We start from the raw sequence: 21,793 nt of genomic DNA on the forward strand, positions 1-21,793 counted from the left end.
GAACGCCGTCAGGGATATACCACCTGACCGGTCTCGGCCGATTGCACGATCGCCTCCAGCACCTCGATGTTATGGACCAGCTCAAACGAGGTGTAGGGATAGGGCGCGCGGCCTGCGATCGCGGCGGCCCAGGCTTCGAGATTGGCGGTCACGCTGTCGGTCCACTCGAAATTGATCATCTCGTTGTCGTCGATCGAGCGATAGCACTCCATGGTCACAGCACCGCCGGGGGTGTCGGGATGGGTGGCATTGCGGATCTCCACCCACATGTCCGATCCAAAGACATGGGTGCGCAGGAAATGCGGCGTGTGCAGGATCGCTTGCAGGGTGGCGGTCATGCCCTCCTCGAACTGCAATTGAACGCTGACCACGTCACCGGTCTCCCAACCGAGCGAGCGGTCGGCGGTGACGGCGGCCACGCTCTTGACCCGGCCAAAGAACGAGATCAGCAGATCGGTCAGGTGTATGCCCATCTGGGTCATGCCCGCCGCCGGGGCCATCGCCTTCGAGGTGCGCCACGACGTGGCATCCAGATGGATCAGCTTGTCATGGCTGAACGCCAGCTCCGAATGCATGATCGTGCCCAGATCGCCCGCCGCCAGCATCTCGCGCAGACGCAGGATCGCAGGCTCGAAGCGGCGCTCATGGCCGACGCCCAGAACAAGGCCCGCCGCCTCGCAGGCGGCGACACTGGCGCGCGCGCCATCGGCGCTCAGCGACAGGGGCTTTTCGCAAAAGACATGCTTTCCGGCGGCCACGGCCTGCAGGACATGGCTGTCGTGCTGGTCGTTGGGAGAGGTCAGGATCACCGCCTCCACCTCATCCGTGAGGGCCTCGGCATAGGTCGCCACAGGCGTCAGACCCATCTCGCGGATCGCATCATGGGCGGCCAAGGCAGGCTCGACCACCAGCCGCAGGTCAAAACCGTCGTTGTCCTTGAGACGGCGGGCGATATGCTGGCCCCACCAGCCAAAGCCTACAAGTGCGGTGCGCAGCATCAGTTGTCCTCCCCTTGGCCGTAAATGCCGTAGAGCGACGTGTCGTAGCCGGTCCAGCCCTCGTTCGCCGCGACCTCGGCCTTGGTCCTTGCGGCGGTGATCACCTCCGACGAGACGCCGTGCCGGGCGGCCAGCGCCTCCATCAGCTTCATGTCCTTGACGCCGTTGGCAAGGCTGAGCGAGACACCGCCCGGATCGCCGGTCTCGCGCATCTTGGCGACGGGGGGCAGACGGGTCTTGGCGGCACCGATGGCACCCGAACTGTCGACGAGGATCGACACCGCCATCTCGGAATCGACGCCTTGTCCGATGGCCAGCCCCAGGGCTTCGCCGACAGCGCCCCAATAGACCATCAGCGGCAGGTTGATGGCGAGCTTCATCGCCGCGCCGTGGCCCACCGGGCCCAGATGCTCCAACCGGCGGGTGATCAGCGCCAGCGCCGGTTCGGCGGCGGCAAAGGCCTCCGGCGTGCCGCCCGCCAATCCCAGCAAACTGCCCGACCGGGCCGGGCCGATGGTGCCGCCCACGGGGCATTCGAGGAACAGGCCGCCCTTGGCCGTGACAGCAGCCTCCAGCGCCTGCGTGCGCTCGGGCGAGGTGGTGCACATCTCGACGATCACCGTGCCGTTCAGCGGGGCAGAGCACAGCCCGCCTTGGCCGAAATAGGCGGCTTCGATGGCAGCGTCGTTGGCCAGAAGGCTGAGCACGATGTCAGAGGCGGCGGCCAGCGCGGCGGGCGTGTCGGCCTGCTCGGTGCCGTCGATCCCTGCGGCCTTTGCGGCGGTGCGGTTCCAGACGCCGACCGGGCTTTGGCCCTGCTCGACCAGCCGGTCGACGATGGCGCGGCCCATGTTGCCGATCCCCATGATCCCGATACGCATGTGATCCTCCCTCATCATTCGCCACCATGATAGCGCGGCGCTATCCGATTGGCTGAGAAATCAGAGGGGTGTGCATCATCTTTTGCGATGCAGGGCTTCGGCTTATCCGATAGCCGCATGGCCCAGATCGGCCCAATCCTCGAGGATCAGGTTGGTGTGGCGGGTCAGATGCTCGGCCAGCAGGCGTGCGGCGTTGGGCAGGGGGCTCTCGGTCTTTTCGACGATGACATAGTCAAAGCTCATCGGCGGGTCGGTGAGCACGTTGAGCTTGCGCGACACGCCATCCTTGTCGGCATAGCACAGCGCCGACGGCAGGATCGCCAGCCAATCGGTCTTGCCCACCAGTTCGATGGTGCCGAGCATCCCATCCATCTCCATCAGCTCCGCCACGTGAACGCCGTGGGCCGACAGCAAGCCTTCGATCCGCTTGCGGCGGACGTTCTGGCGGCTGGGAACGATCAGCCTCGCGCCCGACAGAGCCGACAACGGGGCAGGGCCGAGGTGAGGCCATTCGGGCAGGGCGCCGGGGCGGCCCATGATCATCTCGCGGTCTCGGGCGACGAATTTCGCGGTCAGACCGGCGGGAATGTCGCCCGAGGGGACCACGGCGAAATCCAGATCCCCGTCCAGCACCCGGCGCATCAGCGATCCGCTGTATTCCTCCAGCATCGAAAGCTCGACCTTGGCGAACTCGGCCTTGAAGGCATCCAGCGCCGGGATCAGCACCGACCGGGTCAGCGACGGGATCAGGCCGACGCGCACGAGGCCCGCGACCTCGCTTTGCATGTCCGTCACCGCCGCCTCCGTCGCCATCAGCGCCTTGAGGATCGCCTGTCCGTCGCGATAGACGAGCTGGCCCGCCGGGGTCAGGGTGTATTCCTTGCGATCGCGCAGCAACAAGGGCGTGCCCAGCTTCAGCTCCAGGTTCTTGACCTGGGTCGACATACCCGACTGGGTCGCGTTCTCGCGGGCGGCCGCCTTGGAGAAGGACTGCTCCTCGTAGACCGCGATAAAGGCACGCAGGGCGCGTATGCTGATCCGGGGGATGGGCATTGGTTGTCCAATCGCTTTTTGATATGCTGCCTATAGCAAAGTATCATTTTCCATGATTTGTCCAGTGGGCTAGGTTACGAGACATCAGATCAATGGAGACGACGCCCGTGTTGGACAGCAGCCCAGAATTCGATCCCCGCGCCCTGCGCGACGCCTTTGGACAATTTGCCAGCGGCATCACCGTCGTCTCGTTGCTGGATGGTGACGGACGGCCCACGGGCGTCACGGTCAGCTCGTTCTCCTCGCTGAGCCTTGAGCCGGCGCTGTGCCTGTTCTCGCTGGGCAAGTCGCAGATGAGCTGCAAGTGGATCGACTCCGGAAACGGGTTCAACATCAACATCCTGAGCGCCGAGCAAGAGGCCTCCGCATGGCAATTCGCCAAGCCGCTCGAAGACAAGTTCGACGGCGTCGAATGGTATGCAGGGCGCAACGCGCTTCCGGTGCTGAAGGGGTCGCTCTGCCATTTCGAATGCGCCAAATGGAACGTCTATGACGGCGGCGACCACATCATCGTGGTCGGCCAGATCACCCATTTCGAGCGCGGCGACGGCGATCCGCTGCTGTTCTATCGTGGCAAGATGGCGACCGTCGCGGAATGAGCCGGCGACATCCCGGGCCCGACCTCGATCATCTGACCGAGGCGCAGGCCCGCGTGCATGACGCCATCAAGAACGGGCCGCGCGGCAACGTGATCGGCCCGTTGCGGGTGTGGCTGACCAATCCAGAGATGGCCGAAAAGGCGCAGGCGCTCGGCCAGTATGCCCGCTATGACAGCAGCCTGCCGCCGATCCTGTCGGAATTGGTGATCCTCGTGACCGGGCGCTACTGGTCCTCCGGGTTCGAATGGGCGCAGCACGCGCCGATCGCACTGGAGGCGGGGCTGGACCCGGCCATCGTCGCGGCCATCGGGCAGGGGCGGCGCCCCGAGTTTACCGATGAAACACAACGGCTTGTCTTCGACTTCGCCGCGGAATTGCACCGGGACAAGGTGGTCTCCGATGCGACCTACGGGCAGGTCGTCGAGGCGATGGGCGTGGACGCGGCGGTCGATATCGTCGCGATCTGCGGCTACTACACGCTGATTTCCATGACGATCAACGCCTTTGACATCCCGGTCGGAGACGGGGCCTCACTCCCCCTGATCGACACCGCCCCCGCCGAGATGTTCCGCCGCTAGATCAGCGGCGGGTTCGGGCCACCGAAAAACTCGACGGTGGTAAAGCTCAGCATCGTATCCCCAATGTTTTCAAGGTCATGGGTCATGCTCTCGCCCGGACCATAGCTGTGGTGCTGGGTGTCGCCGACGGCATAGTCCATCTCGACGACACGCCCGTCACCATAGCGCGACCGGGCGCGGCCCGCGCTTGTCGCGGTCCAGAAATAGTCCTGCACATGGGTGTGGAACGGCAGACGCTCGCCCGGCGCAAGGTCCAGCAGCCAGACGCGCACCCTGTCGCTTTCGCTCACGATGCGCGATCCGACGCGGCCATTGGTGCCGGCCTCGGCCAATTCCGCGCGCAGCGCGTCCGACCAATGCGGACCGGTGAAGATTTCGTCTTTCGCCATCTTTTCACACTCCTGCCGTTGTCTTTTATTTATAACTCGATAAACAAGAGAGGCCAAGAGGAAGTGGATCAAAGAGTATGACAAAGCGGGCGATTATCAGCGGCGGATCCATCGGCGGGCTGTTTGCGGCCGCCGCCTTGATGCGGGCCGGCTGGCAGGTCGACGTGTTCGAGCGCACGGATGTGGAGCTGGCCGGGCGTGGGGCAGGGATCGTCACCCACAAGGCACTGATCGAGGCGTTGCAGGCGGTTGGTGCATCGACCGAGGATCTGGGCGTGTCGGTGCAAGAGCGGGTCGCCTTCGACAAGGCGGGCCAGCCCGTCGCGCGGATCGACTATCCGCAGATCGTCACCTCCTGGGACCGGATTCATCAGCTTTTGCGGGTGCTCATTCCCGATGATCGCCATCACCTCGGGGCGCATGTCGCGGGCTATGCGGATCACGGCGACCGGGTCGAGGCGGTCCTGACGGACGGGAGGCGGGTCGAGGCCGACGTGCTCATCGGCGCTGACGGTTTCCGCTCGTCGGTGCGCGGTCAGATGCTGCCTGACGTGCAGCCCGAGTATTCGGGCTACGTGGTCTGGCGGGCTCTGGCGCATGAGGCGGATTTGCCCGCCGAGGTGCGCGACGCCGTGTTCCCGCATTTCGGCTTCTACGCGCCGACTGGCACCCAGATCATCGGCTATCCCATCGCGGGGCCGAACAACGACCTGCGGCCCGGCCACCGCCGCTATAACTTCGTCTGGTATGCGCCTGTAAAGGCGGCGGATTTGGCCGATATGCTGACAGACGCATCAGGGCATCTGCACCACATCTCGATCCCGCCACCGCTGGTCCGCGACGCGGTGATCACAGCCGTCGAGGCGCAGGCCCGCGAGATGCTTCCGGGGCCATTCGTGCAGATCCTCGCACAAAGCGAGCGGCCGTTCTTCACCCCGATCTACGATCACGCCAGCCCGGTGATGGCGCAGGGGCGCGTGGCGCTGTCGGGCGACGCCGCCTGCGTGGCGCGGCCCCATGTGGGGATGGGCGTCACCAAGGCGGCCTGCGACGCGCTGGCTCTGGCGCGGCATCTGGCCGACGGCCCCGTCGAAGAGGGGCTTCTGGCCTATTCCGCCGAGCGTGTACCCGCCTCGAAATCGGCTCATGACCGGGCGCGGACGTTGGGGCGGTTCATCTTTGACGACAGCGTGCCGAACCCCGACGGGCGGAGCAATCCGCGGCTCGACGAAATCATGCGCACCACGGCGATCAACGTCGCCTGAGCGGCTGGCTCAGATCGGGGTCTCCGCCCCGATCCGCAGCATTTCGCCGGTGTACCAATCGCCGATCTCCGAGGCGGTCATGAAGACGGCGCCCTCATGTTGTCCAACATAATCAAGAAGTTGCTCCAGATACTTGATCCGATGAGGCACGCCCGTGACATAGGGGTGGATCGAAATGGCCATCACGCGGGCATTCTCGGCGCCTTCTTCGTAGAGCCGGTCGAACTGATCGCGGCCCCGGTTGAAGAACTCGTCCGAGCGGTGCGCCTGTAGCGGATAGACAGTGATGTCGTTGGTCTCGACCGTGTAGGGTATCGTGGTGATATCGCCGAACGGGGTCTGGATGGCCTGCGGCAGATCGTCGATGACCCAATCGGCGACATATTCGATCCCCGCCTCGCGAAGCAGATCGAGCGTTTCCTCGGTCTCGGTCAGGCCGGGGCTTTCCCATGATCGGACGGGCTTGCCCGTGAAATCGCTGATCGCCTTGACCGCATCGGCAATCGCGCCGCGCTGATCCTCGAGCTTGTGCATCGGGCCCTGGACGAAGCCGTGGCCCATGAACTCCCAACCCGCCTCGAGCCCGGCCTGCGCGATCCGGGGGTAGGAGTGACAGACGTTGCCGTTGATCGCCAGCGTCGTTGGGATGCCGCGATCCACCAGCGCCTTGTGCTGACGCCAGAAGCCGCTGCGCATTCCGTATTCGTGCCAGGACCAGTTCGGCACGTCCGGCAGCAGGGGCTGGCCCATCGGGGGCGGCAACACGGTGCGCGGCATCGGGCGCTCGATCTGCCATTCCTCGACGTTGAGGATCACCCAGACCGCCAGCTTCTTGCCATCGGGCAGATGCAGGCGCGGGCGGTCGACGATGGCTTGATAGGGAATCCGGTCTGTCAAACGCATGGGGTCAGCCTTTCAGGATGCCCATCAGCGCCGCGTCAAAGGCGGCAGGGGCGTCGATATTGATGATATGCGCGGCGTTCGGGATGCAGGTATAGCTTGCACCCGGCGTGGCGGCGGCCATCGCCTCCATCGCGGCGGCAGGCGCGCCCAAGTCTTGCGCACCCGAGATGTAATGGGCGGGCACGGTCAAGCCGCCCAGATGGTTCAGATAGCTCAGCGTCTTGAGCGCCTCGGCGCAGGCGATATAGCCCGCATCCGTGGTTCTGAGGAACTCGGCGTGCAGCTTTGCCTCGATCTCGGGATGGGCCGCGCGGGTCGGCGGTGTCAGCCAACGCTCGATGGTGCCGGGCCAGATCGAGGCCAGTCCATTGGCGGTGATGGTGGCGATCCGGTCGTCCCAGCTTGTCACGAAGGGCGGCGGGTTGTCGGCACGGGCCGCACAGCAGACCAGCGCATCCAGACGCTCCGGCGCCGTCAGGCCGAGGCCCAAGGCGGTCATGCCGCCCAGCGACAGCCCGACGAAGGTGGCCTTGTCGACCTCGAAATGATCCATGACGGCCAGCGCGTCCGCAACCAACCCGTCAAAGTCATAGGGGCCGGCCGGGGTGTCCGACCCGCCATGTCCGCGGGTGTCATAGCCGATCACGCGGTGGGTGGGCTCCAGCGCCGCACGCTGGCCCTCCCACATCGACAGGGTCGCCCCGAGCGAGTTGGAAAACAACACCACAGGCGCATCGCCCCTCTGGCCGGTGTCCAGCGCATTCAGCGAGAACCCATCGCGCGGCACCCTCACCATGTCGGTCATTGCGCGGCGACGCCTTCTTGGCCGATCGCCTGATTGATCAAGGGAAGCGACTTTTCAGCCAGCAAGATCATCGACTTGCGGCCGAGATCGACGTCCGCCCAATCCTTGCCCGCATAGAGCAGGGTGCCGAAGTCACCGACCTCGTCGCGCAGCTTGAGGATGTCGTCGGCCACCTTGTCGGGCGTGCCCCAGATCACGCAATCATTCAGAACGCCGTCCAGCGTCACCTCGTCGTCGTGCATCTCCTGATCGGCTTTGAACAGGTTGGCGCGGCCGTGCTTCTTCATCTTGGTCAGAAGCTGGCTGTAGTAATAGCGGTAGGGGCTCTGCGCACCCAGCGCGTATTCGCGTGCGGTGTCCATGTCGTCTGCGACAAACACCGATTTCGCCACCCGCCAGTTGGCCGGATCGGCCGGGCGGCCGACGCGCTCGCAACCCTCCTTGTATTTCGGCCAATGGGATTTGACCCATTTGTTGAGCAGGAAGTTGGCCGAGATCGGATCCCATCCGCGGGCGGCGGCTTCCGTCACGCCTTTGGAGAAGGGGGCGACCGCGGTCACGACGATGGGCGGATGCGGCCGTTGCAGCGGCTTTGGCATGATGCCCTGACCGATTTCCGGCAGCATCTGGGTCTCGGTCGTGATGTTCCAGTATTTGCCCTTGATGTTGTAGGGGGCATCGGATTCCCAGATCTTGAGAACGGTGTTGATGCCTTCGAGGAACATCTCCTGCCGATTGGCGTCGAGGCTGCCAAAGACCTCCGCATCGGTGGCCAGACCACCGGGCGAGATGCCAAAGATGAACCGCCCGTCGAGCATGTGATCGAGCATCGCCACTTGGCCTGCGACGGCGGCTGGATGGGTGTTGGGCAGGTTCACCGTTCCGGTGCCCAGCTTGATCTGCTTGGTCGCCGCAGCGATCCACGCGATAAAGCTGATGCAGTGGGTGATATTCTCCGCCGCATCGGTGGTGTGCTCGCCCACATAGGCTTCGGAAAAGCCCAATTCGTCGGCCAGAAGGAACGCCGCCCTGTCTTCGTGCAGGGATGTGCGCCAATCCTTGCCCACCGGGTGAATAGGCATCGTGAAAAAGCCAAGTTTCATGTCGTGCTCCGCATTGCTTTGGCCAAATCTAAGGCCAATGACCCGTCAGGGAAAATTATGAATGCCGCATGATTTTATCACAAAATGCGATACTCACAAAAGCGAACCCGGCAGCATGGTCGCAATACCCGGAAACGAGATCACGATCGCGGCCGCCACGAGGATCAGCACGAAATAGGGCGACGAGCCGATGAAGATCTTCTTGAGCGTCGCGGTCTTGTCCGGAACAGAGCCGCGCACCGTATAGACCAACAGGCCGAACGGCGGCGACAGCAGGCCCGCTTCGATCACAAGAATGCCAAAGATCGCAAAGGCAATCGGGTCATATCCCAGCGACATGGCGATGGGCGAGAAGATCGGGACGGTCAGCAGGATGATCGACACCGAGTCGATCAGCATGCCGAGAACCAGCCAGATCAGCGTCATCAGGCCGAGGATCATCAGCGGCGTGAGATTGCTGTCGAGGAACATGCCCTGGATGTAGTTGACGCCACCGCCAAGGGCCAGAAGCCGCGAATACATCTGGGCCGCAATCAGCAGGAACATGATCGGCGCGGTCGTCCGGCCGGCCTGATACATCGATTCCATGATGTCGGCGATGCGCATGCCCTTGATGACGCCCAGCACGAGCGCGGCGAGCACGCCAAAGGCCGCGGCTTCGGTCGGGGTGAAAAAGCCCAGCCAGATGCCGCCGATCACGATCATGATGAGGGCCAGAATGCCCAGCCCGCCGATCAGCTCGGAGCGGTTTTCCTCGCGGCTCGGCTCGACGAGCGGCTTGTCATAGGCCGGCGCGATGGACGGGTTCATGATCGCCGCGATGATGACGTATCCGCTGAACAGCAGCGCCAGCAGGATACCGGGGCCGACACCGGCGATGAACAGGGCACCCACCGACATCTCGGTCAGGATCGCCCAGACGATCAACAGAACGGACGGAGGGATCAACATGCCGAGGCAGGCGGAGCCGGCCACCGCACCAAGGGCGAAGGTCTGCTTGTAGCCCAGCTTCTTCATCTCGGGATAGGCGATGCGGCTGAACGCGGCGGCCGAGGCGATGGACACGCCGGTCACGGCCGCGAACACCGTGTTGCCTGCGATCGTGGCGATCGCCAGACGGCCGGGCAGGCGGCGCAGGGTGCGGTCACAGATGCGATACAGATCGCTCGCCGCCCCGCTTCGCCATATGAAATCGCCCATCAGGACAAACAGCGGGATCACCGCAAACACATCCTTCCTGACCGCCTCATAGGCCGTGTTCGAGATCAGCGAGACGGCGGCTTCGGTATTGCCGCGAAACATGATGTACAGGCCAAGGCCGGAACAGACCGCCAGCGATACGCCGATATGCACACCCAGCAGGATGAGCACGATCAGCAAGACCAGCATGTAAAGAACGATTTCTCCACCCATTGCGCAGCTCCTCAGTTGTCGAGCCGGGCGAGAGCGCCGGGGGCTTCGAGTTCATCCAAAAGCTGACCGCGCCAGTCGAGCACGATCATCCACGCATAGGCGAGCATGCCAAAGACCGACATCGCCGCAATCGCACCGCGCACCGGCCAGGTCGGCACCCGCAGGGAGCCTTCGCCCTCGTATTCACCGATCCGGTAGGCATCCATGAACGACGGCCAAGTGCCCCAGAGCAGCGCCAGAAACAGGGCGCAGCCCAACAGGGCGGCAAAGGTGCGCAGCAGGCGGCGCAAGACCGGGGGCAGGGCGTCCGACAGGATCGAGGTCCGCAACATCGAGCCGGAGTAGATCGCCAGCGGCAGTTGCAGGAAGGTGATCGTCACCACCGAATTCTGAAGTATTTCCTTGGTGCCGGGGATCGGACTGGAAAACAGGATCCGCCCCAGAACGTCGGCCCCCACGAGAAACGCCAATCCCAGCGTCCATACCGCCGATACGATGTGCAGCACACGTGCTGCCCTGATTTGCCCGCCCATCAATCGCCTCCCTACGCTTCCGGTCGTGTTGAGGTAGGACGCTAAAGGATGATGTCAGGGGGTCAATAGAGATAGTTAGCAAGTGATAAATTAAACTTGGATTGGGTGCCATGACGCTTGACCACGTTGCGGGTCTGTGCAGAGATTGTCATAGTTAGCGAACGATAAATAACGCCCAACATCGGGCGCGGCGCATAACCAAGGCGGCTCCGGCCGTGACATACTCTGGGAGGAGAACACATGAACACATTCTTGAAAGGGACGGTCGGTCTGGCTGTGCTGGCAGGGGCCGTCGGCGCGGCGATGCCGGCGATAGCCGACACCTTCACGCTGCGGATCGGCTCCGGCCACCCGAACGGCCCTGCGATCTATGTCACTGACACGGCGAACTTTTTCGTGCCCGAAGTCGTGCGCCGCGTGGCCGAAGAGACCGAGCACGAGATCGAATTCGTCGAAGGCTACGGCGGGGCCATCGCGGGCGTGGCCGAGACGCTCGAAGCGGTCCAGAACGGTATCCTCGACATCGGCGCCTATTGCATGTGCTTCGAGCCGGCCAAGCTGTTCCTGCACAACTTCCCCTACTATGCACCGTTCGGTCCGGGCGATTCCGCGGCCAACGTCGCCAATGTGCGGGCGGTCTACGATCAGGTGCCGTGGCTGACCGAACAGTTCAGCGCGGAATACGATCAGCAGCTTCTCGGCCTGCACGGCTGGGACAACTACCACCTCGGCACCACCAATCCCTGGGCCACCGTGGCCGATCTTCAGGGCGTGAAAATCGGCGGCGCGGGGCCAAACCTGCCGTGGCTGGAATTCGCGGGCGCGATCCCGGTGCAGTCGACGCTGCCCGACGGCTACATGTCGCTGCAAACCGGCGTGTATGATGGCTGGCTGATGTTCCCCTCGGCCTATCTCGGCTTCAAATTCTATGAGCCCTCGCCGTATTACACGCTGATCGGTTTCGGCCCGATGGCGGTGAACGCGCTGACCATCAACACCCGGTCGATGGAGCGTCTGCCCGAGGACGTGCAGGCGATCATCCGCGAAGTCGGTGCCGCCTACGAGGCGCAGGCCGGCGAGTCGCTGAACGCGGCGCAGGCGCGGGGTTTGACAGGTCTCACCGAGGCCGGTGCCACGGTGACGACGCTCGGCGATGACGTTCGGGCCGAATGGGCCGAGTCCCTCGTCAGCTTCCCGAACCAGCAGGCCAAGGACGCCGATGGTCGCGGGATGCCCGGCACCGAGGTGATGAATGCCTACCTCGCCGCTGTGACCGCCTCCGGCTATGAGTGGCCGGTCGATTACGCCATCGACTAAGCACAGGTCTTGCGAAAAGAGCGGGGCGGCAGAGTGATCTGCCGCCCCGTCTTGCATTCTTGCCAGAGCGCGGTTCGGGTGAGCACCGAAAACGATACCGACGTGATACCGACGGCAGACCGACGGCATACCGCAGCCGGTTTCCGCCTCGGCTCAGTTGCGATTAATCACTTGTAAAACCCGTTCCGGAGTCATCGGCATTTGCCAGATCGACTTGCCCAGCGGCGACAGCGCGTCGTTGACCGCATTCATGATCGCGGCAGGGGCGCCACCGGTTCCAGCCTCGCCCGCACCCTTGGCGCCCAAGACACTGGTCTTGGTCGGCGTTTCGATGTGAGCCACTGTTATTTCAGGCATTTCCGCCGCCATGGGCACGATGTAGTCGGCCATCGTGGCGTTCATCAACTGGCCCTCGGGAGAGTAGAGACACTCCTCATACAGCGCCCCGCCGATGCCCTGAACCACGCCGCCGCGCACCTGTTCGTCGACCAGCATCGGGTTGATCACCCGACCGCAATCCTCGACAGCCCAAAAGTGCAGAACCTTGACGAAACCGGTCTCGATATCTACTTCAACATGAGCCGCCATCGCCCCGTTTGTAAACACAAAAGGGAAGTCGGAGACCCTGTAGTGACGGGTCGCGATCAGCTCTGGTTTCAGGTCCGACGGCAGCTCGTTTCCGCGGTAATAGACGGTGCGGGCAAGGTCCGCGAGCGGCATCCGTTCGTTGTCGGTGCCAGCATCGACGACACATCCGTTTTTTATATCAAGGGCTTCGACCGGTGTTTGAAGCAAGACGCCCGCCACCTCCAGCACTTGTTCCTTCAGCGCATGGGCGGCCTGCAACATCGCTTCGCCGCCAATGCCAGCGCCCCGCGATGCCCAGGTGCCGCCGCCATAAGGGACCGTCTTGGTGTCTCCGGTTGAGACCTTAACCCGTTCAATATCCACACCAAATACGCCTGCGGCGATCTGGCCGAGGATCGCATTCGTGCCTTGTCCCTGCTCGGTGATCGAGGATGAAATGTGAAGCGCACCGCCCGCATCCAGCCGGACGGTCGCGCCATCCTGACTGGCGATCGGCGCCCCACCGATCCCGTAGAACATCGGCGACGGATTGGTCACCTCCACCATCGAGACAAAGCCGATGCCACGGTAGACGCCAGCTTTACGCTTTGCCTCTTGATCGTCGCGTAAGCCTTTGTAATCCATAATCTCCGTGAGCTTTTCCAGCGCCTTCTGGTGGCTGAGATCGTCGAGCTTCATGCCCGAGGTGGAGTTGCGCGGATAGCTGTCGTCGGCCATCAGGTTCTTGCGGCGCACATCGACCGGATCCATCCCGATGGATCGGGCGCAGTCCTCCAGCAGGCAATCGGCGATGGCCATCGCAATAGGGTGCCCAACGGCGCGATACTGGCACATCAAAGTCTTGTTTTGAAACACAACTCTGCCTTTGGCGCGATAGTTCTCCATCGCGTAGGGAGCACCCGTCAGGTTGAGCACCTGATTGCACTCGATCGCGGAGGTGCGCGGATACATCGAGAACGGCCCGATGCCGGTGAGGTCGTCAAAGTCGATGCCGACGATGGTGCCTTGCTCGGAAATGCCCATCTTGGCCGTCACAACGTGATCGCGCGCGTGAATGTCGGTCATAAAGCTCTCAAGCCGGTCGGCGATGAACTTCACGGGTCTGTTCAATAGCTTAGCCGCCACTCCTGCAGCGATTTCATCGCCGTATGTGTGGATCTTGATGCCAAAGGAGCCGCCGACATCGTTGGAGATGACGCGCACGTTCTCTTCGGCGATGCCAAGGTGTTTCGAGTATATGACCTGCATCATGTGCGGTGCCTGACCAGAGTAGTAGACGGTCAGTTGCTCTTCCGACGGGTCGTAGTCACAGACCGTCCCACGCGATTCCAGCGTCACGCCGGTGTGCCGGCCAAAGCGGAACTGCCGCTCGACGACGGTGACGCCGGGCGCGGCAAAGGCGCTGTCGATATCGCCCACATCGACGGTGCGTTCCCAAGCAAGGTTGCTGTCGAATTCGCTATGCAGAACTGGGGTTTCGGCATCCAGCGCGGTCTCGGAATCGACGACGGCGGGCAGTTCTTCGAGGTCCGGGTCGATCAATTCGCAGGCGTCTTCGGCCTGTGCCCGGGTCTGCGCGATGACCATAACGAGGGGCTCGCCCTGCCACCGGGCCGCATCCACCGCAAGCGGGTGCTGCGGGGCAGAGCGGAGCCCGGCCAGATGGCTCAGCACCCCGACATAGGGTGTCACGTGCTTCGAAAGCTCCGCGCCGGTATAGACCGCGACTACACCGGGCGCTGCGCGGGCCTCGGTCACGTCAATTCCGTTGATCTTGGCGTGCGCATAGGGCGAACGATAGAACGCCGCATGGACCATGCGGGGCAGTTGCAGATCGTCGACGAAGCGTCCCCGGCCGGCGAGGAGCCGGGCCGCATCCGCACGAGGGGTGGGCTGTCCGATGTAGCTGTTCGGCTTGTCAAAGATCATGGCTGGACCGGTCATGCGCCTGCCTCCTCGGTGGTCGCGTTTTCGGTGATGACGTCGCAGATCGCCTCGACGATGGACTGGTATCCGGTGCATCGGCAGTAATTGCCCGAGATATGCTCGCGGATCGCCGCCTTGTCGGCCGCGCCGCCCGCGTCGATATAGCTGAGCGCAGAGGCCAACATGCCGGGTGTGCAAAAGCCGCATTGCAGGGCGTTGCGCGCCGTGAAGGACCGGATCAGGGCAGCAGAGCGCCCGGAGTCCGAGAGGCCTTCTACCGTTGTGACTTCGGTCCCGTCAGCTTGGACGGCCAGCATCAGGCAGCCGCGCACCGCGTCGCCGTTGACCTCCACAGTGCAGGCCCCGCAGACCCCGTGTTCGCAGCCGACGTGGCTGCCTGTCAGTCCGACGTCATGTCGAAGAAAGTCGACTAGATTCAGCCGCACGGGCACGGTCGCCGTGATGTCTTCGCCGTTGATTTTCAGGGTGATGTTGGCGGTTTTGCTCATGTCAGCATCTCCTTGAGTGCCCGCTTCAGCGCGACGCCTGCGTAGTGGGCGCGGGTTTCGGCGGTGATCTTGGTGTCGCCCTGAAAGTCGATCTCGGACAAGTGCGACAGGGCGCCGGCGATGTCCGTACCGTCGGTGCCGTTGAGCGCATCTTCCAACGCGGTGACGCGCAAGGCGCGGTCCGCCACGCCGAAGAAGCCGATCCTCAGCCCGGCGAGTGGGGCGATGCCACTGGAACGGATGGCAACGCCCGCCATTGCGTAATCGCCGTGGCGTTGCACCAATTCGTGAAAGCCGAAGCTGTCGCCCGGTTCGATCTTTGGCAGCAGAATGCTGGTGATCAGTTCGTCCGGTTCGCAGGCGGTTTCATAATATCCAAGGAAATAGTCGTCGGCGGCCACGTCTCGTGGGCCGTTCGGCCCGTCGAGCGAAATCACGGCGCCCAAGGCCAAGAGGATCGCCGGCATCTCGGCGGCCGGATCGGCCAGCGCGACGCTGCCACCGATGGTGCCGCGGTTGCGGATCGCATCGTGGGCAATGTGGGGCAGGGCGGCGGCGACCAGCGGTTGGATCTTTGCGAGATCGGGAAACGCCTCAAGTTCGCAGTAGCGCGTCATCGCGCCGATCCTCAGACCCTGTGGCGTCTGCTCGAGGCCGCGCAGTTCGGGCAGGCCGGACAGATCCACCAGCATCTCGGGCGTCGAAATCCGGAAGTTGAGCATCGGCATCAGGCTTTGGCCTCCTGCAAGCGGCTGTGCGCCGCCTTCGCCTGCTGCAAGAAGTGCCAGTGCCTCTTGCAGTGAACTCGGCCGCGCATAGTCGAAATCGGGCGCTTTCATGTGATTTGATCCCCCCTTTGCGGTCTCGCGGGGTGAAGGGCCACACCGGTCGACCGACGATCTTTCACGCTAAGTTATCGAATTATAAATTAGGATCAAGCGCCGAAGTGTCGCCAGCCCGAAAGGTGCGTCCTTCGGTGATCCTGAGCGTTGCGATTTTCGGCAAACGTGGGAAAGGCTGGCTAGGTATCGTTGGCGAGTTTGCCCGGAAGGACCGCCAAGAGTGCCTCGATAGCCGTCGCAATGACGGTGTCCTGGTCGTCCGAAACATTGCTTTCGTAGATCAGTTTGCGCACGCCGTAGTAGAAAATGCCGCCATGCATCGTCCAGACAAATTCGACCTGGGCGTCGGTCGCCTCGGCGGGGGGCAATCCGGCTTCGTGGCGGGCTTCGGCGACGATCGGCTCTAGAATGCGGCTCCGCACCAGACGCAGATAGCGGCGGTTGATGTCGACCCCCTTGAGGCCCGAAAACAGAAAGATCCGCATCCACTCCCGGTTGAAGATCACGTCGGTATATACGTTGTAGAACTCGTTCAGCCTGTCGCTCAACGGGCGGCTACGGTCCGCCAGAAGATCGCCCCATTCCGGCTGCCACCGTTTGACATAAACGGCATCATAGACCTCTGAGATCAGATCCTCTTTCGACGGAAAGTAGCGGTAGAGCAGGGGCTGCGTCACCCCTAGTTTCTTGGCCAACCCGCGGGTCGAACTTTCGAATCCCTCCTCGGCGAAGAAATCGATCGCCTTGAGGATGAATTCCTGTCGCCGTTCGGCGGAGGGAAGCCTGCGCCGTTTAGGCTCTGCTTCTGGAGATTTGTCCTTGGCCAAGGTCACGCATCCTGCCAGTTCTCCCCGATCTTCAATTTGTGCCCCACCGCGAGGCCCTGCATCAGGGTGGTTTCGATAAAGCAGCCTTTCTTGGCGGCGTCCAGAAGCCTGTGTTGATCTTGTGCGGAGGCTGTGCTGTCAAGGTCAACATCGAGTTCGAAGCCGACTGGGGAGGTCGTGTAGGGCTCGTTGCCGACCTGTTCGCCGTTCCAATGCAGCTTGGCGCGCACCGCGACGGCGCCGACGGGCACGTCCAACCGTTTGGAAAAGGCCCGGATCTGCGTCATCAGGCATCCCGTCAGAGCCGCGGTGAACAGCGCGAGCGGTGGCGGAGCCGTGCCGTCGCCGCCGTGGAACGGGCCCTCGTCCGTGGCCAATTCGAACCGTTCCTTCATGGCGGGCCATTCGACCGAGATATCGTTGCGCATCTTGCCCGAAGCCTTTCCGACCCCTTCAAAGATCACCTCGAAACGTTTGATTTTGTCGTCGGCCATTCGGCTCTCCATCGGTTTGGTTATCAACTGATAAAGAGCAGCATTTGCGTGTCGGTGACAAGCTCGAAAGCAGATTGACAACCACGAGAAATAAGTTGTCAGTTGATAAATAAGCGCAACGAGGGGAAGAATACGATGGCCAAGCTGACTCGCCAGGATATCTACGACACTGCCAAAGAGCTTTCCAATTGGGGCCGCTGGGGCGACGACGATCAGATCGGTACGCTCAACAATGTGAGCCCCGAAGACGTGGTCAACGCGGCCAAGCTGATCCGCAAGGGCAAGACCTTCGCGCTAGGGCTCGACCTCAAGGAAAAGATCCAGTCGGGTCTTTTTGGGGGACGCTGGAACATGATCCATCAGATGCTCGCCACCGGCACCGATGCCGTCGTCGGAGAGCAGGACGGCGACGGAAAAGCCTATCTGCGCTATGCCGATGACGCCATCAACCTGCCGTGCCAGGGCAGCACCCAATGGGACGCGCTGTGCCACATTTTCCTCGATGACAAGATGTATAACGGCTATCCGGCGACCGACGTCACCGTGAACGGCGCCAAGCGTTTGGGCATCGAAAACGTCCGCGACAAGATGGTCGGCCGTGGTGTTCTGCTCGATGTCGCTCGCTGGAAAGGGCTCGATAGCCTCGCCGATGGTTATCCCATTACGAATGCCGATCTGGATGGCTGTGCGGCCGCGCAGGGGGTCGAAATCCGCAAGGGTGATTTCGTGATCGTGCGCACCGGTCATCAAGAACGCTGCCTCGCGGCCGGCGATTGGGCTGGCTACGCGGGCGGTGACGCTCCCGGTCTCGCCTTTGAGACGGCCCATTGGATCAAGGGCAACGACATTGCAGCGATTTGCGCGGATACATGGGGCTGCGAGGTTCGCCCGAACGAGACCGATGAGGCCAATCAGCCGTGGCACTGGGTGGTGATTCCCGCCATCGGAATCTCGATGGGCGAGATCTTCTACGTGAAGGAGCTGGCTGAGGACTGCGCCGAGGACGGTGTTTACGAGTTCTTCTTCACCGCACCACCGCTGCACATTCCGGGCGCGGCCGGATCCCCCATCAATCCACAGGCCATCAAGTGATCCTCTGGGGCCGTGCATCCTCGGTCAACGTTCAAAAGGTGCTTTGGGCGCTCGATGAATTCGGCGCGACTTACGAGCATCGCATCGTCGGAGGGAAGTACGGCGGATTCGACGATCCCGACTTTGCGAAACTCAGCCCGATAAAGCGGATTCCGGTCCTCGAGGATGGTGGCCTAGGCGTCTGGGAAAGCCACGCTGTTCTGCGCCATCTGGCCCGGCGTCTGCCTGACCATCCGCTGGGGCGGAGTTACGCCGATTTCACGCAAGCGGCGCAGATCGATTCGTGGCTGGATTTCGTCACCTCGACGCTGCAGCCGCCGTTTATCGGCCTGTTTTGGCAGCTCGTCCGCATGACGGAAGCGCAGCGAAACCTCGCGCTGGTCGAGGCGCATCTTGCCGCCCTGACCGAAGGGTTGACGGTGCTTGAAACGGTGCTGGCGGACGGACGCGACCATCTGGTCGGCTCTGATTTGAGCATTGCCGACATCGGCGTTGCCACGATGCTGTACCGGCTTTTTGACGTGGCCCCTCAACTGAGCCAGACTGCTCCGAAGGTATCCGCCTGGCATGCCAAAATGGCGGCGCGACCTGCCTACGCGCGGCATGTCGCTGTCGGCTACGATGAATTGCGCCCGGCGTAACCGCCCAACGGAAAGGTTTGCCCATCATGGAGCTGTTTCTGAGCCTGACTGACGGGTTCACGCTGCCGATCCTTGGCATGCTGATTTTCGCCGGCGCGTGCATCGGGATATTGGCAGGCATCTTTGGTGTCGGCGGCGGCGCGGTGAGCGTTCCGGTGTTCTTCGAAACATTCCGGGCGACCGGGGTGACGGACGATATCGCCATGCCGCTGGCTGTCGGCACTTCGCTTGCGATGATCATTCCAACTTCGATCCTATCGGCGCGATCCCATGCCGCACGCGGCACGGTGGACATGTCGGTCATCAGGGCGTGGGCGGTGCCTGTGTTCGTCGGGGTCGCGATCGGCAGCGTTATCGCGCGCTATGCCGATCCGGTGGTCTTTCAGGCCGTCTTCGTCTTGGTCGCGGGCGTCAACTCATTCAAGATGCTCTTCGGTTCGGCAGGGTGGAAGCTGCGCGACACCATGCCGGGCCGTATCGGCAACAGCATCTACGGTTTGATCACCGGCCTGCTTTCCGCCCTGATGGGAATCGGAGGCGGCGCGATCTCGAACTTAATTTTGACGTTGAACGGCAAACCGGTGCGAGAAGCCGTCTCGACCTCGGCCGGGGTAGGGGTGATTATCGCCATACCGGGCACTGTCGGCTATGTCATCGCAGGGTGGGGCAAGACCGGCCTCCCACCGGATGCCGTGGGGTTCGTGTCCGTGATGGCACTCGTTCTCACCTTGCCGGCAGCGATGCTGACAACCCGGGTGGGCGTCTCACTGGCGCACAGTTTGCCACAATCGATCCTGGGCAAGCTTTTTGGCCTGTTTCTGGCATTGGTTTGCATCCGATTCTTGATTGAGATCTTCGGCTGAGCCGTCCGATTTCGCGGCCGGCTCCATCGCCTCAATGGGGCGGAAAGCTCTGCAACATCATACCGAGTGCGATGATAATGCATAATCAGAGCAAAAGCCTATGGACACCCACGCGCACCTCGCCTAATACGCTCCCACCCGACGAGTTGGACAGCCCAACTCGCCTCCGGTGCCCGGGTAGCTCAGGGGTAGAGCAGTGGATTGAAAATCCTCGTGTCGGTGGTTCGATTCCGCCCCCGGGCACCATTTAAATCAAGCGAAAACAACATGTTGCGAGTTGATGAGCTTGTTGTGTGATCGCCCAATATGAGCCGGGGTATCATTGGGGTAGCAATCTGCGCGTTTAGGTATCCAGCAAGCCGATAAAGATGCGTTTGCGCATATTGGCTTACGGCAGAGTTGAAACCCAAGCCTTTAGCTCTGAAATAGCAACCGCAAGCTGCCTTTGTGGAGAAACGCTTCCATCTTTTGCAACGTAGGCAACAGGGCCACCTTTGTGGATGATGCCGAATACCGCATATTGCTTGTTCATTAACGGACCACCAGACATCCCTTGCCCGAGCATTTGGGAAACCTCAATCAGGGGAACTGCGCTCTTGGTCGTCAGGGAGCTTATGCTTCCTTGTCTAATGTTGAGTTGATCACCTGGTCCGTAGGTTGGGAATCCTGCAGCTAAGGTATTTGCTCCAACTATCGGGGAACCTGTGAATGACTCCAGCTCGAAATACTCTGTCGAGGAAATTGAATGTTCGAGGATTGCTAGGTCTCGGTGCGCGCAAATGTGCTTAACCGTTACCTTGAACCTGTTGGCGGTTTTCAAGGGGTGGAATATCTCGATTTCCGATGCTCCGTTGACGCAATGAGCGGCAGTCACGAGGCCGACGCCGTCTAAGAAGAACGCCGTTCCAGTATCGTCTTCAGTTTCGACCACCCATATCGCTCGATCCACGATTTCAGCTTGAGTGGGATGGACCTTGATCGGCTTCGCAGGAAAACAAGTGTTGTAGCGTTTGGCCAAGCCACGGAAAACTGGGTCAGATTGGCCCTTCACAAAACCTATCCATGAAATTTTGCCTTGAAGATGCGATTGAATCTTGCAGGTCTTGCCGAAGCGCGTCTTCAACTCTGCCTGAGCGGCGGCGGGGCCATGCTTTTCAACCTTGAACAATGCGGTCCGAACGTTTCTGACATACCGTCGGTCAACGTTCATTCCCTCATTAATCTTGATCCCTGTTACTATCCTTCGCGAATTCTTGTCCGCATAATGGATTTTCTCTGGATTCAACTCGAAGCCATTGTTTCTGATTATCGAGCGAAGTTCATCGGACAGCTTTTCCTCAGCGACTTTTCCGGGGTCGGGGCGGTCGCCTTCAAACAAAGCTGTAGGCGGTTGAAAACTCGAAAGCGTTATGTCGTCGGCATATCGTGTGTAGAGAAGCCGATGTTCCTTGGAGAATTTCATTAGGGCTTTGTCGAGGCGGAAGCAGATCATGTTGGAAATCACGGGGCTGCTAGGTGCCCCTTGTGGCAAGCAATCGTTGTTTGCGCAAATCCGTGCAACTATTTCGGCCACATCTTTATCGATGCCAATACTTTCAAGCAGTCCTTGTACTCGAGGCTCTGTAATCGTCGGAAAGAAGTTTTTGAGGTCCACGTTTAGGATGAAACGGCGACGCAAATGTGACTCGGCGTTTGAGCGAACAGACCGATCAGGCACGAAGCCATGAACTGGCTTACGGGGGTTATACAACTTCGCAAGGCTTCGCGCGATCTTTTGCTGCAGCATCTTCAGCCGGTAATCTGGCGCACTGATCAGTCGAGTCTTTCCGGAACGTTTTGAAATGTTGAAATGCGAATACATCCGACCACGAAACCACCAAATTTTCTTAAGTTCAGCAGGGGAAACACCAAGGTGTTTAAGAAGTTCGTCTTTGCTCGTTAGCTCAGGTGGAATTTTTGTTCGGCTCGCGCCGCCAAATAAATAGAACAGGCTTGGCACGAGGTTTCCCCTCCAATCGCCCCATGTGCACATAGCTCATGTTGGGCGCACGTTTCTTGTGCAGACTTTTGCTCTTACGCCGCAGTTACGACAGCGCGTTTGCGAGGGGAAACCTCGTGCATCAAACTTCGCGCACCTTGGAAAAATGCGCAACCAGAAAGCGAAACAAATACTT

Annotated in this window: 22 protein-coding genes and 1 tRNA gene; 8 read left to right on the forward strand and 15 right to left on the reverse strand. The window is 61.6% G+C overall.

All coding sequences use genetic code 11. The features are described from left to right. Window positions 1–8 precede the first annotated feature (8 nt). The 3 genes from LOM8899_RS10810 to LOM8899_RS10820 form a co-directional block, all read right to left on the reverse strand. Window positions 9–998 carry a Gfo/Idh/MocA family protein gene (locus LOM8899_RS10810; protein WP_093992211.1) on the reverse strand — a complete coding sequence of 330 codons (990 nt, stop codon included), beginning with the start codon at window positions 996–998 and terminating at the stop codon, window positions 9–11. Then, window positions 998–1,879, reverse strand: coding sequence for an NAD(P)-dependent oxidoreductase (locus LOM8899_RS10815; protein WP_168770526.1), 882 nt, complete (start codon window positions 1,877–1,879; stop codon window positions 998–1,000). Before LOM8899_RS10815 ends, LOM8899_RS10810 begins: the two co-directional genes overlap by 1 nt. Window positions 1,880–1,981: 102 nt before the next feature. After that, complete coding sequence (locus LOM8899_RS10820) at window positions 1,982–2,932, reverse strand: LysR family transcriptional regulator (RefSeq protein WP_093992213.1); 951 nt, start codon at window positions 2,930–2,932, stop codon at window positions 1,982–1,984. A 92-nt stretch (window positions 2,933–3,024) separates the two neighbouring features. Between LOM8899_RS10820 and LOM8899_RS10825 the strand changes: the two genes are divergently transcribed. Together LOM8899_RS10825 and LOM8899_RS10830 are read left to right on the forward strand one after the other, a co-directional pair. Next, window positions 3,025–3,531, forward strand: a complete 507-nt coding sequence (locus tag LOM8899_RS10825) for a flavin reductase family protein (protein ID WP_093992214.1) — start codon at window positions 3,025–3,027, stop codon at window positions 3,529–3,531. Further along, the gene (locus LOM8899_RS10830) at window positions 3,528–4,109 is read left to right on the forward strand and encodes a carboxymuconolactone decarboxylase family protein (protein WP_093992215.1); all 582 of its coding nucleotides are present in this window, start codon (window positions 3,528–3,530) and stop codon (window positions 4,107–4,109) included. Before LOM8899_RS10825 ends, LOM8899_RS10830 begins: the two co-directional genes overlap by 4 nt. On the opposite strand, the gene LOM8899_RS10835 is transcribed toward LOM8899_RS10830, so the two are convergent. Further along, window positions 4,106–4,498, reverse strand: coding sequence for a cupin domain-containing protein (locus tag LOM8899_RS10835; RefSeq protein WP_093992216.1), 393 nt, complete (start codon window positions 4,496–4,498; stop codon window positions 4,106–4,108). The two genes, LOM8899_RS10830 and LOM8899_RS10835, sit on opposite strands and share 4 nt — an antisense overlap. A gap of 77 nt (window positions 4,499–4,575) precedes the next feature. Here LOM8899_RS10835 and LOM8899_RS10840 point away from each other — a divergent pair, with 77 nt between their 5' ends. After that, window positions 4,576–5,763 (forward strand): FAD binding domain-containing protein, encoded by a 1,188-nt coding sequence (locus tag LOM8899_RS10840; RefSeq protein WP_093992217.1) that lies wholly within the window; start codon window positions 4,576–4,578, stop codon window positions 5,761–5,763. Between the two features lie 9 nt (window positions 5,764–5,772). On the opposite strand, the gene LOM8899_RS10845 is transcribed toward LOM8899_RS10840, so the two are convergent. From LOM8899_RS10845 to LOM8899_RS10865, 5 genes are all read right to left on the reverse strand, one after another. Then, complete coding sequence (locus LOM8899_RS10845) at window positions 5,773–6,666, reverse strand: polysaccharide deacetylase family protein (protein WP_093992218.1); 894 nt, start codon at window positions 6,664–6,666, stop codon at window positions 5,773–5,775. 4 nt (window positions 6,667–6,670) lie between these two features. Then, entirely contained in the window at window positions 6,671–7,471 is an 801-nt protein-coding gene (locus tag LOM8899_RS10850; protein ID WP_093992219.1) for an alpha/beta fold hydrolase, read from the reverse strand. Continuing rightward, on the reverse strand, window positions 7,468–8,574 hold the full coding sequence (locus LOM8899_RS10855) for an LLM class flavin-dependent oxidoreductase (RefSeq protein WP_093992220.1): 1,107 nt from the start codon (window positions 8,572–8,574) through the stop codon (window positions 7,468–7,470). Before LOM8899_RS10855 ends, LOM8899_RS10850 begins: the two co-directional genes overlap by 4 nt. A gap of 93 nt (window positions 8,575–8,667) precedes the next feature. Beyond that, window positions 8,668–9,987: a TRAP transporter large permease gene (locus LOM8899_RS10860; RefSeq protein ID WP_093992221.1), complete on the reverse strand. Its 1,320-nt coding sequence runs from the start codon at window positions 9,985–9,987 to the stop codon at window positions 8,668–8,670. Between the two features lie 11 nt (window positions 9,988–9,998). Beyond that, on the reverse strand, window positions 9,999–10,520 hold the full coding sequence (locus tag LOM8899_RS10865; protein WP_093992222.1) for a TRAP transporter small permease: 522 nt from the start codon (window positions 10,518–10,520) through the stop codon (window positions 9,999–10,001). 240 nt (window positions 10,521–10,760) lie between these two features. Between LOM8899_RS10865 and LOM8899_RS10870 the strand changes: the two genes are divergently transcribed. Continuing rightward, the gene (locus LOM8899_RS10870; protein WP_093992223.1) at window positions 10,761–11,837 is read left to right on the forward strand and encodes a C4-dicarboxylate TRAP transporter substrate-binding protein; all 1,077 of its coding nucleotides are present in this window, start codon (window positions 10,761–10,763) and stop codon (window positions 11,835–11,837) included. Between the two features lie 153 nt (window positions 11,838–11,990). Here LOM8899_RS10870 and LOM8899_RS10875 read toward each other — a convergent pair whose 3' ends face one another. The 5 genes from LOM8899_RS10875 to LOM8899_RS10895 all read right to left on the reverse strand — a co-directional run bounded on the left by LOM8899_RS10875 (window position 11,991) and on the right by LOM8899_RS10895 (window position 17,023). Beyond that, on the reverse strand, window positions 11,991–14,369 hold the full coding sequence (locus LOM8899_RS10875) for a xanthine dehydrogenase family protein molybdopterin-binding subunit (protein WP_093992224.1): 2,379 nt from the start codon (window positions 14,367–14,369) through the stop codon (window positions 11,991–11,993). Beyond that, a complete protein-coding gene (locus LOM8899_RS10880; RefSeq protein ID WP_093992225.1) occupies window positions 14,366–14,860 on the reverse strand; it encodes a (2Fe-2S)-binding protein in 495 nt (164 codons plus the stop codon). The genes LOM8899_RS10875 and LOM8899_RS10880 overlap by 4 nt, the downstream gene beginning before the upstream one ends. Continuing rightward, window positions 14,857–15,699, reverse strand: a complete 843-nt coding sequence (locus tag LOM8899_RS10885) for an FAD binding domain-containing protein (RefSeq protein WP_093992226.1) — start codon at window positions 15,697–15,699, stop codon at window positions 14,857–14,859. Before LOM8899_RS10885 ends, LOM8899_RS10880 begins: the two co-directional genes overlap by 4 nt. A 182-nt stretch (window positions 15,700–15,881) precedes the next feature. Further along, on the reverse strand, window positions 15,882–16,529 hold the full coding sequence (locus LOM8899_RS10890; protein ID WP_093992292.1) for a TetR/AcrR family transcriptional regulator: 648 nt from the start codon (window positions 16,527–16,529) through the stop codon (window positions 15,882–15,884). Window positions 16,530–16,531: 2 nt separating this feature from the next. Beyond that, window positions 16,532–17,023 carry an OsmC family protein gene (locus tag LOM8899_RS10895; protein WP_168770527.1) on the reverse strand — a complete coding sequence of 164 codons (492 nt, stop codon included), beginning with the start codon at window positions 17,021–17,023 and terminating at the stop codon, window positions 16,532–16,534. Window positions 17,024–17,158: 135 nt separating this feature from the next. On the opposite strand from LOM8899_RS10895, the gene LOM8899_RS10900 reads away from it, so the two are divergent. From LOM8899_RS10900 to LOM8899_RS10915, 4 genes are all read left to right on the forward strand, one after another. Further along, window positions 17,159–18,115 (forward strand): cyclase family protein, encoded by a 957-nt coding sequence (locus LOM8899_RS10900; protein WP_093992228.1) that lies wholly within the window; start codon window positions 17,159–17,161, stop codon window positions 18,113–18,115. Beyond that, window positions 18,112–18,756 (forward strand): glutathione S-transferase family protein, encoded by a 645-nt coding sequence (locus tag LOM8899_RS10905; RefSeq protein ID WP_093992229.1) that lies wholly within the window; start codon window positions 18,112–18,114, stop codon window positions 18,754–18,756. The genes LOM8899_RS10900 and LOM8899_RS10905 overlap by 4 nt, the downstream gene beginning before the upstream one ends. Window positions 18,757–18,782: 26 nt before the next feature. Continuing rightward, entirely contained in the window at window positions 18,783–19,619 is an 837-nt protein-coding gene (locus tag LOM8899_RS10910; RefSeq protein ID WP_093992230.1) for a sulfite exporter TauE/SafE family protein, read from the forward strand. Window positions 19,620–19,790: 171 nt separating this feature from the next. Next, window positions 19,791–19,865 (forward strand) — tRNA-Phe (locus LOM8899_RS10915). Window positions 19,866–20,007: 142 nt separating this feature from the next. Here LOM8899_RS10915 and LOM8899_RS10920 read toward each other — a convergent pair. Then, complete coding sequence (locus LOM8899_RS10920; protein WP_211096187.1) at window positions 20,008–21,618, reverse strand: reverse transcriptase domain-containing protein; 1,611 nt, start codon at window positions 21,616–21,618, stop codon at window positions 20,008–20,010. Window positions 21,619–21,793: the final 175 nt, after the last annotated feature.

The sequence above is a fragment of the Flavimaricola marinus genome, assembly GCF_900184895.1.
In the GTDB taxonomy this organism is placed as follows: domain Bacteria; phylum Pseudomonadota; class Alphaproteobacteria; order Rhodobacterales; family Rhodobacteraceae; genus Flavimaricola; species Flavimaricola marinus.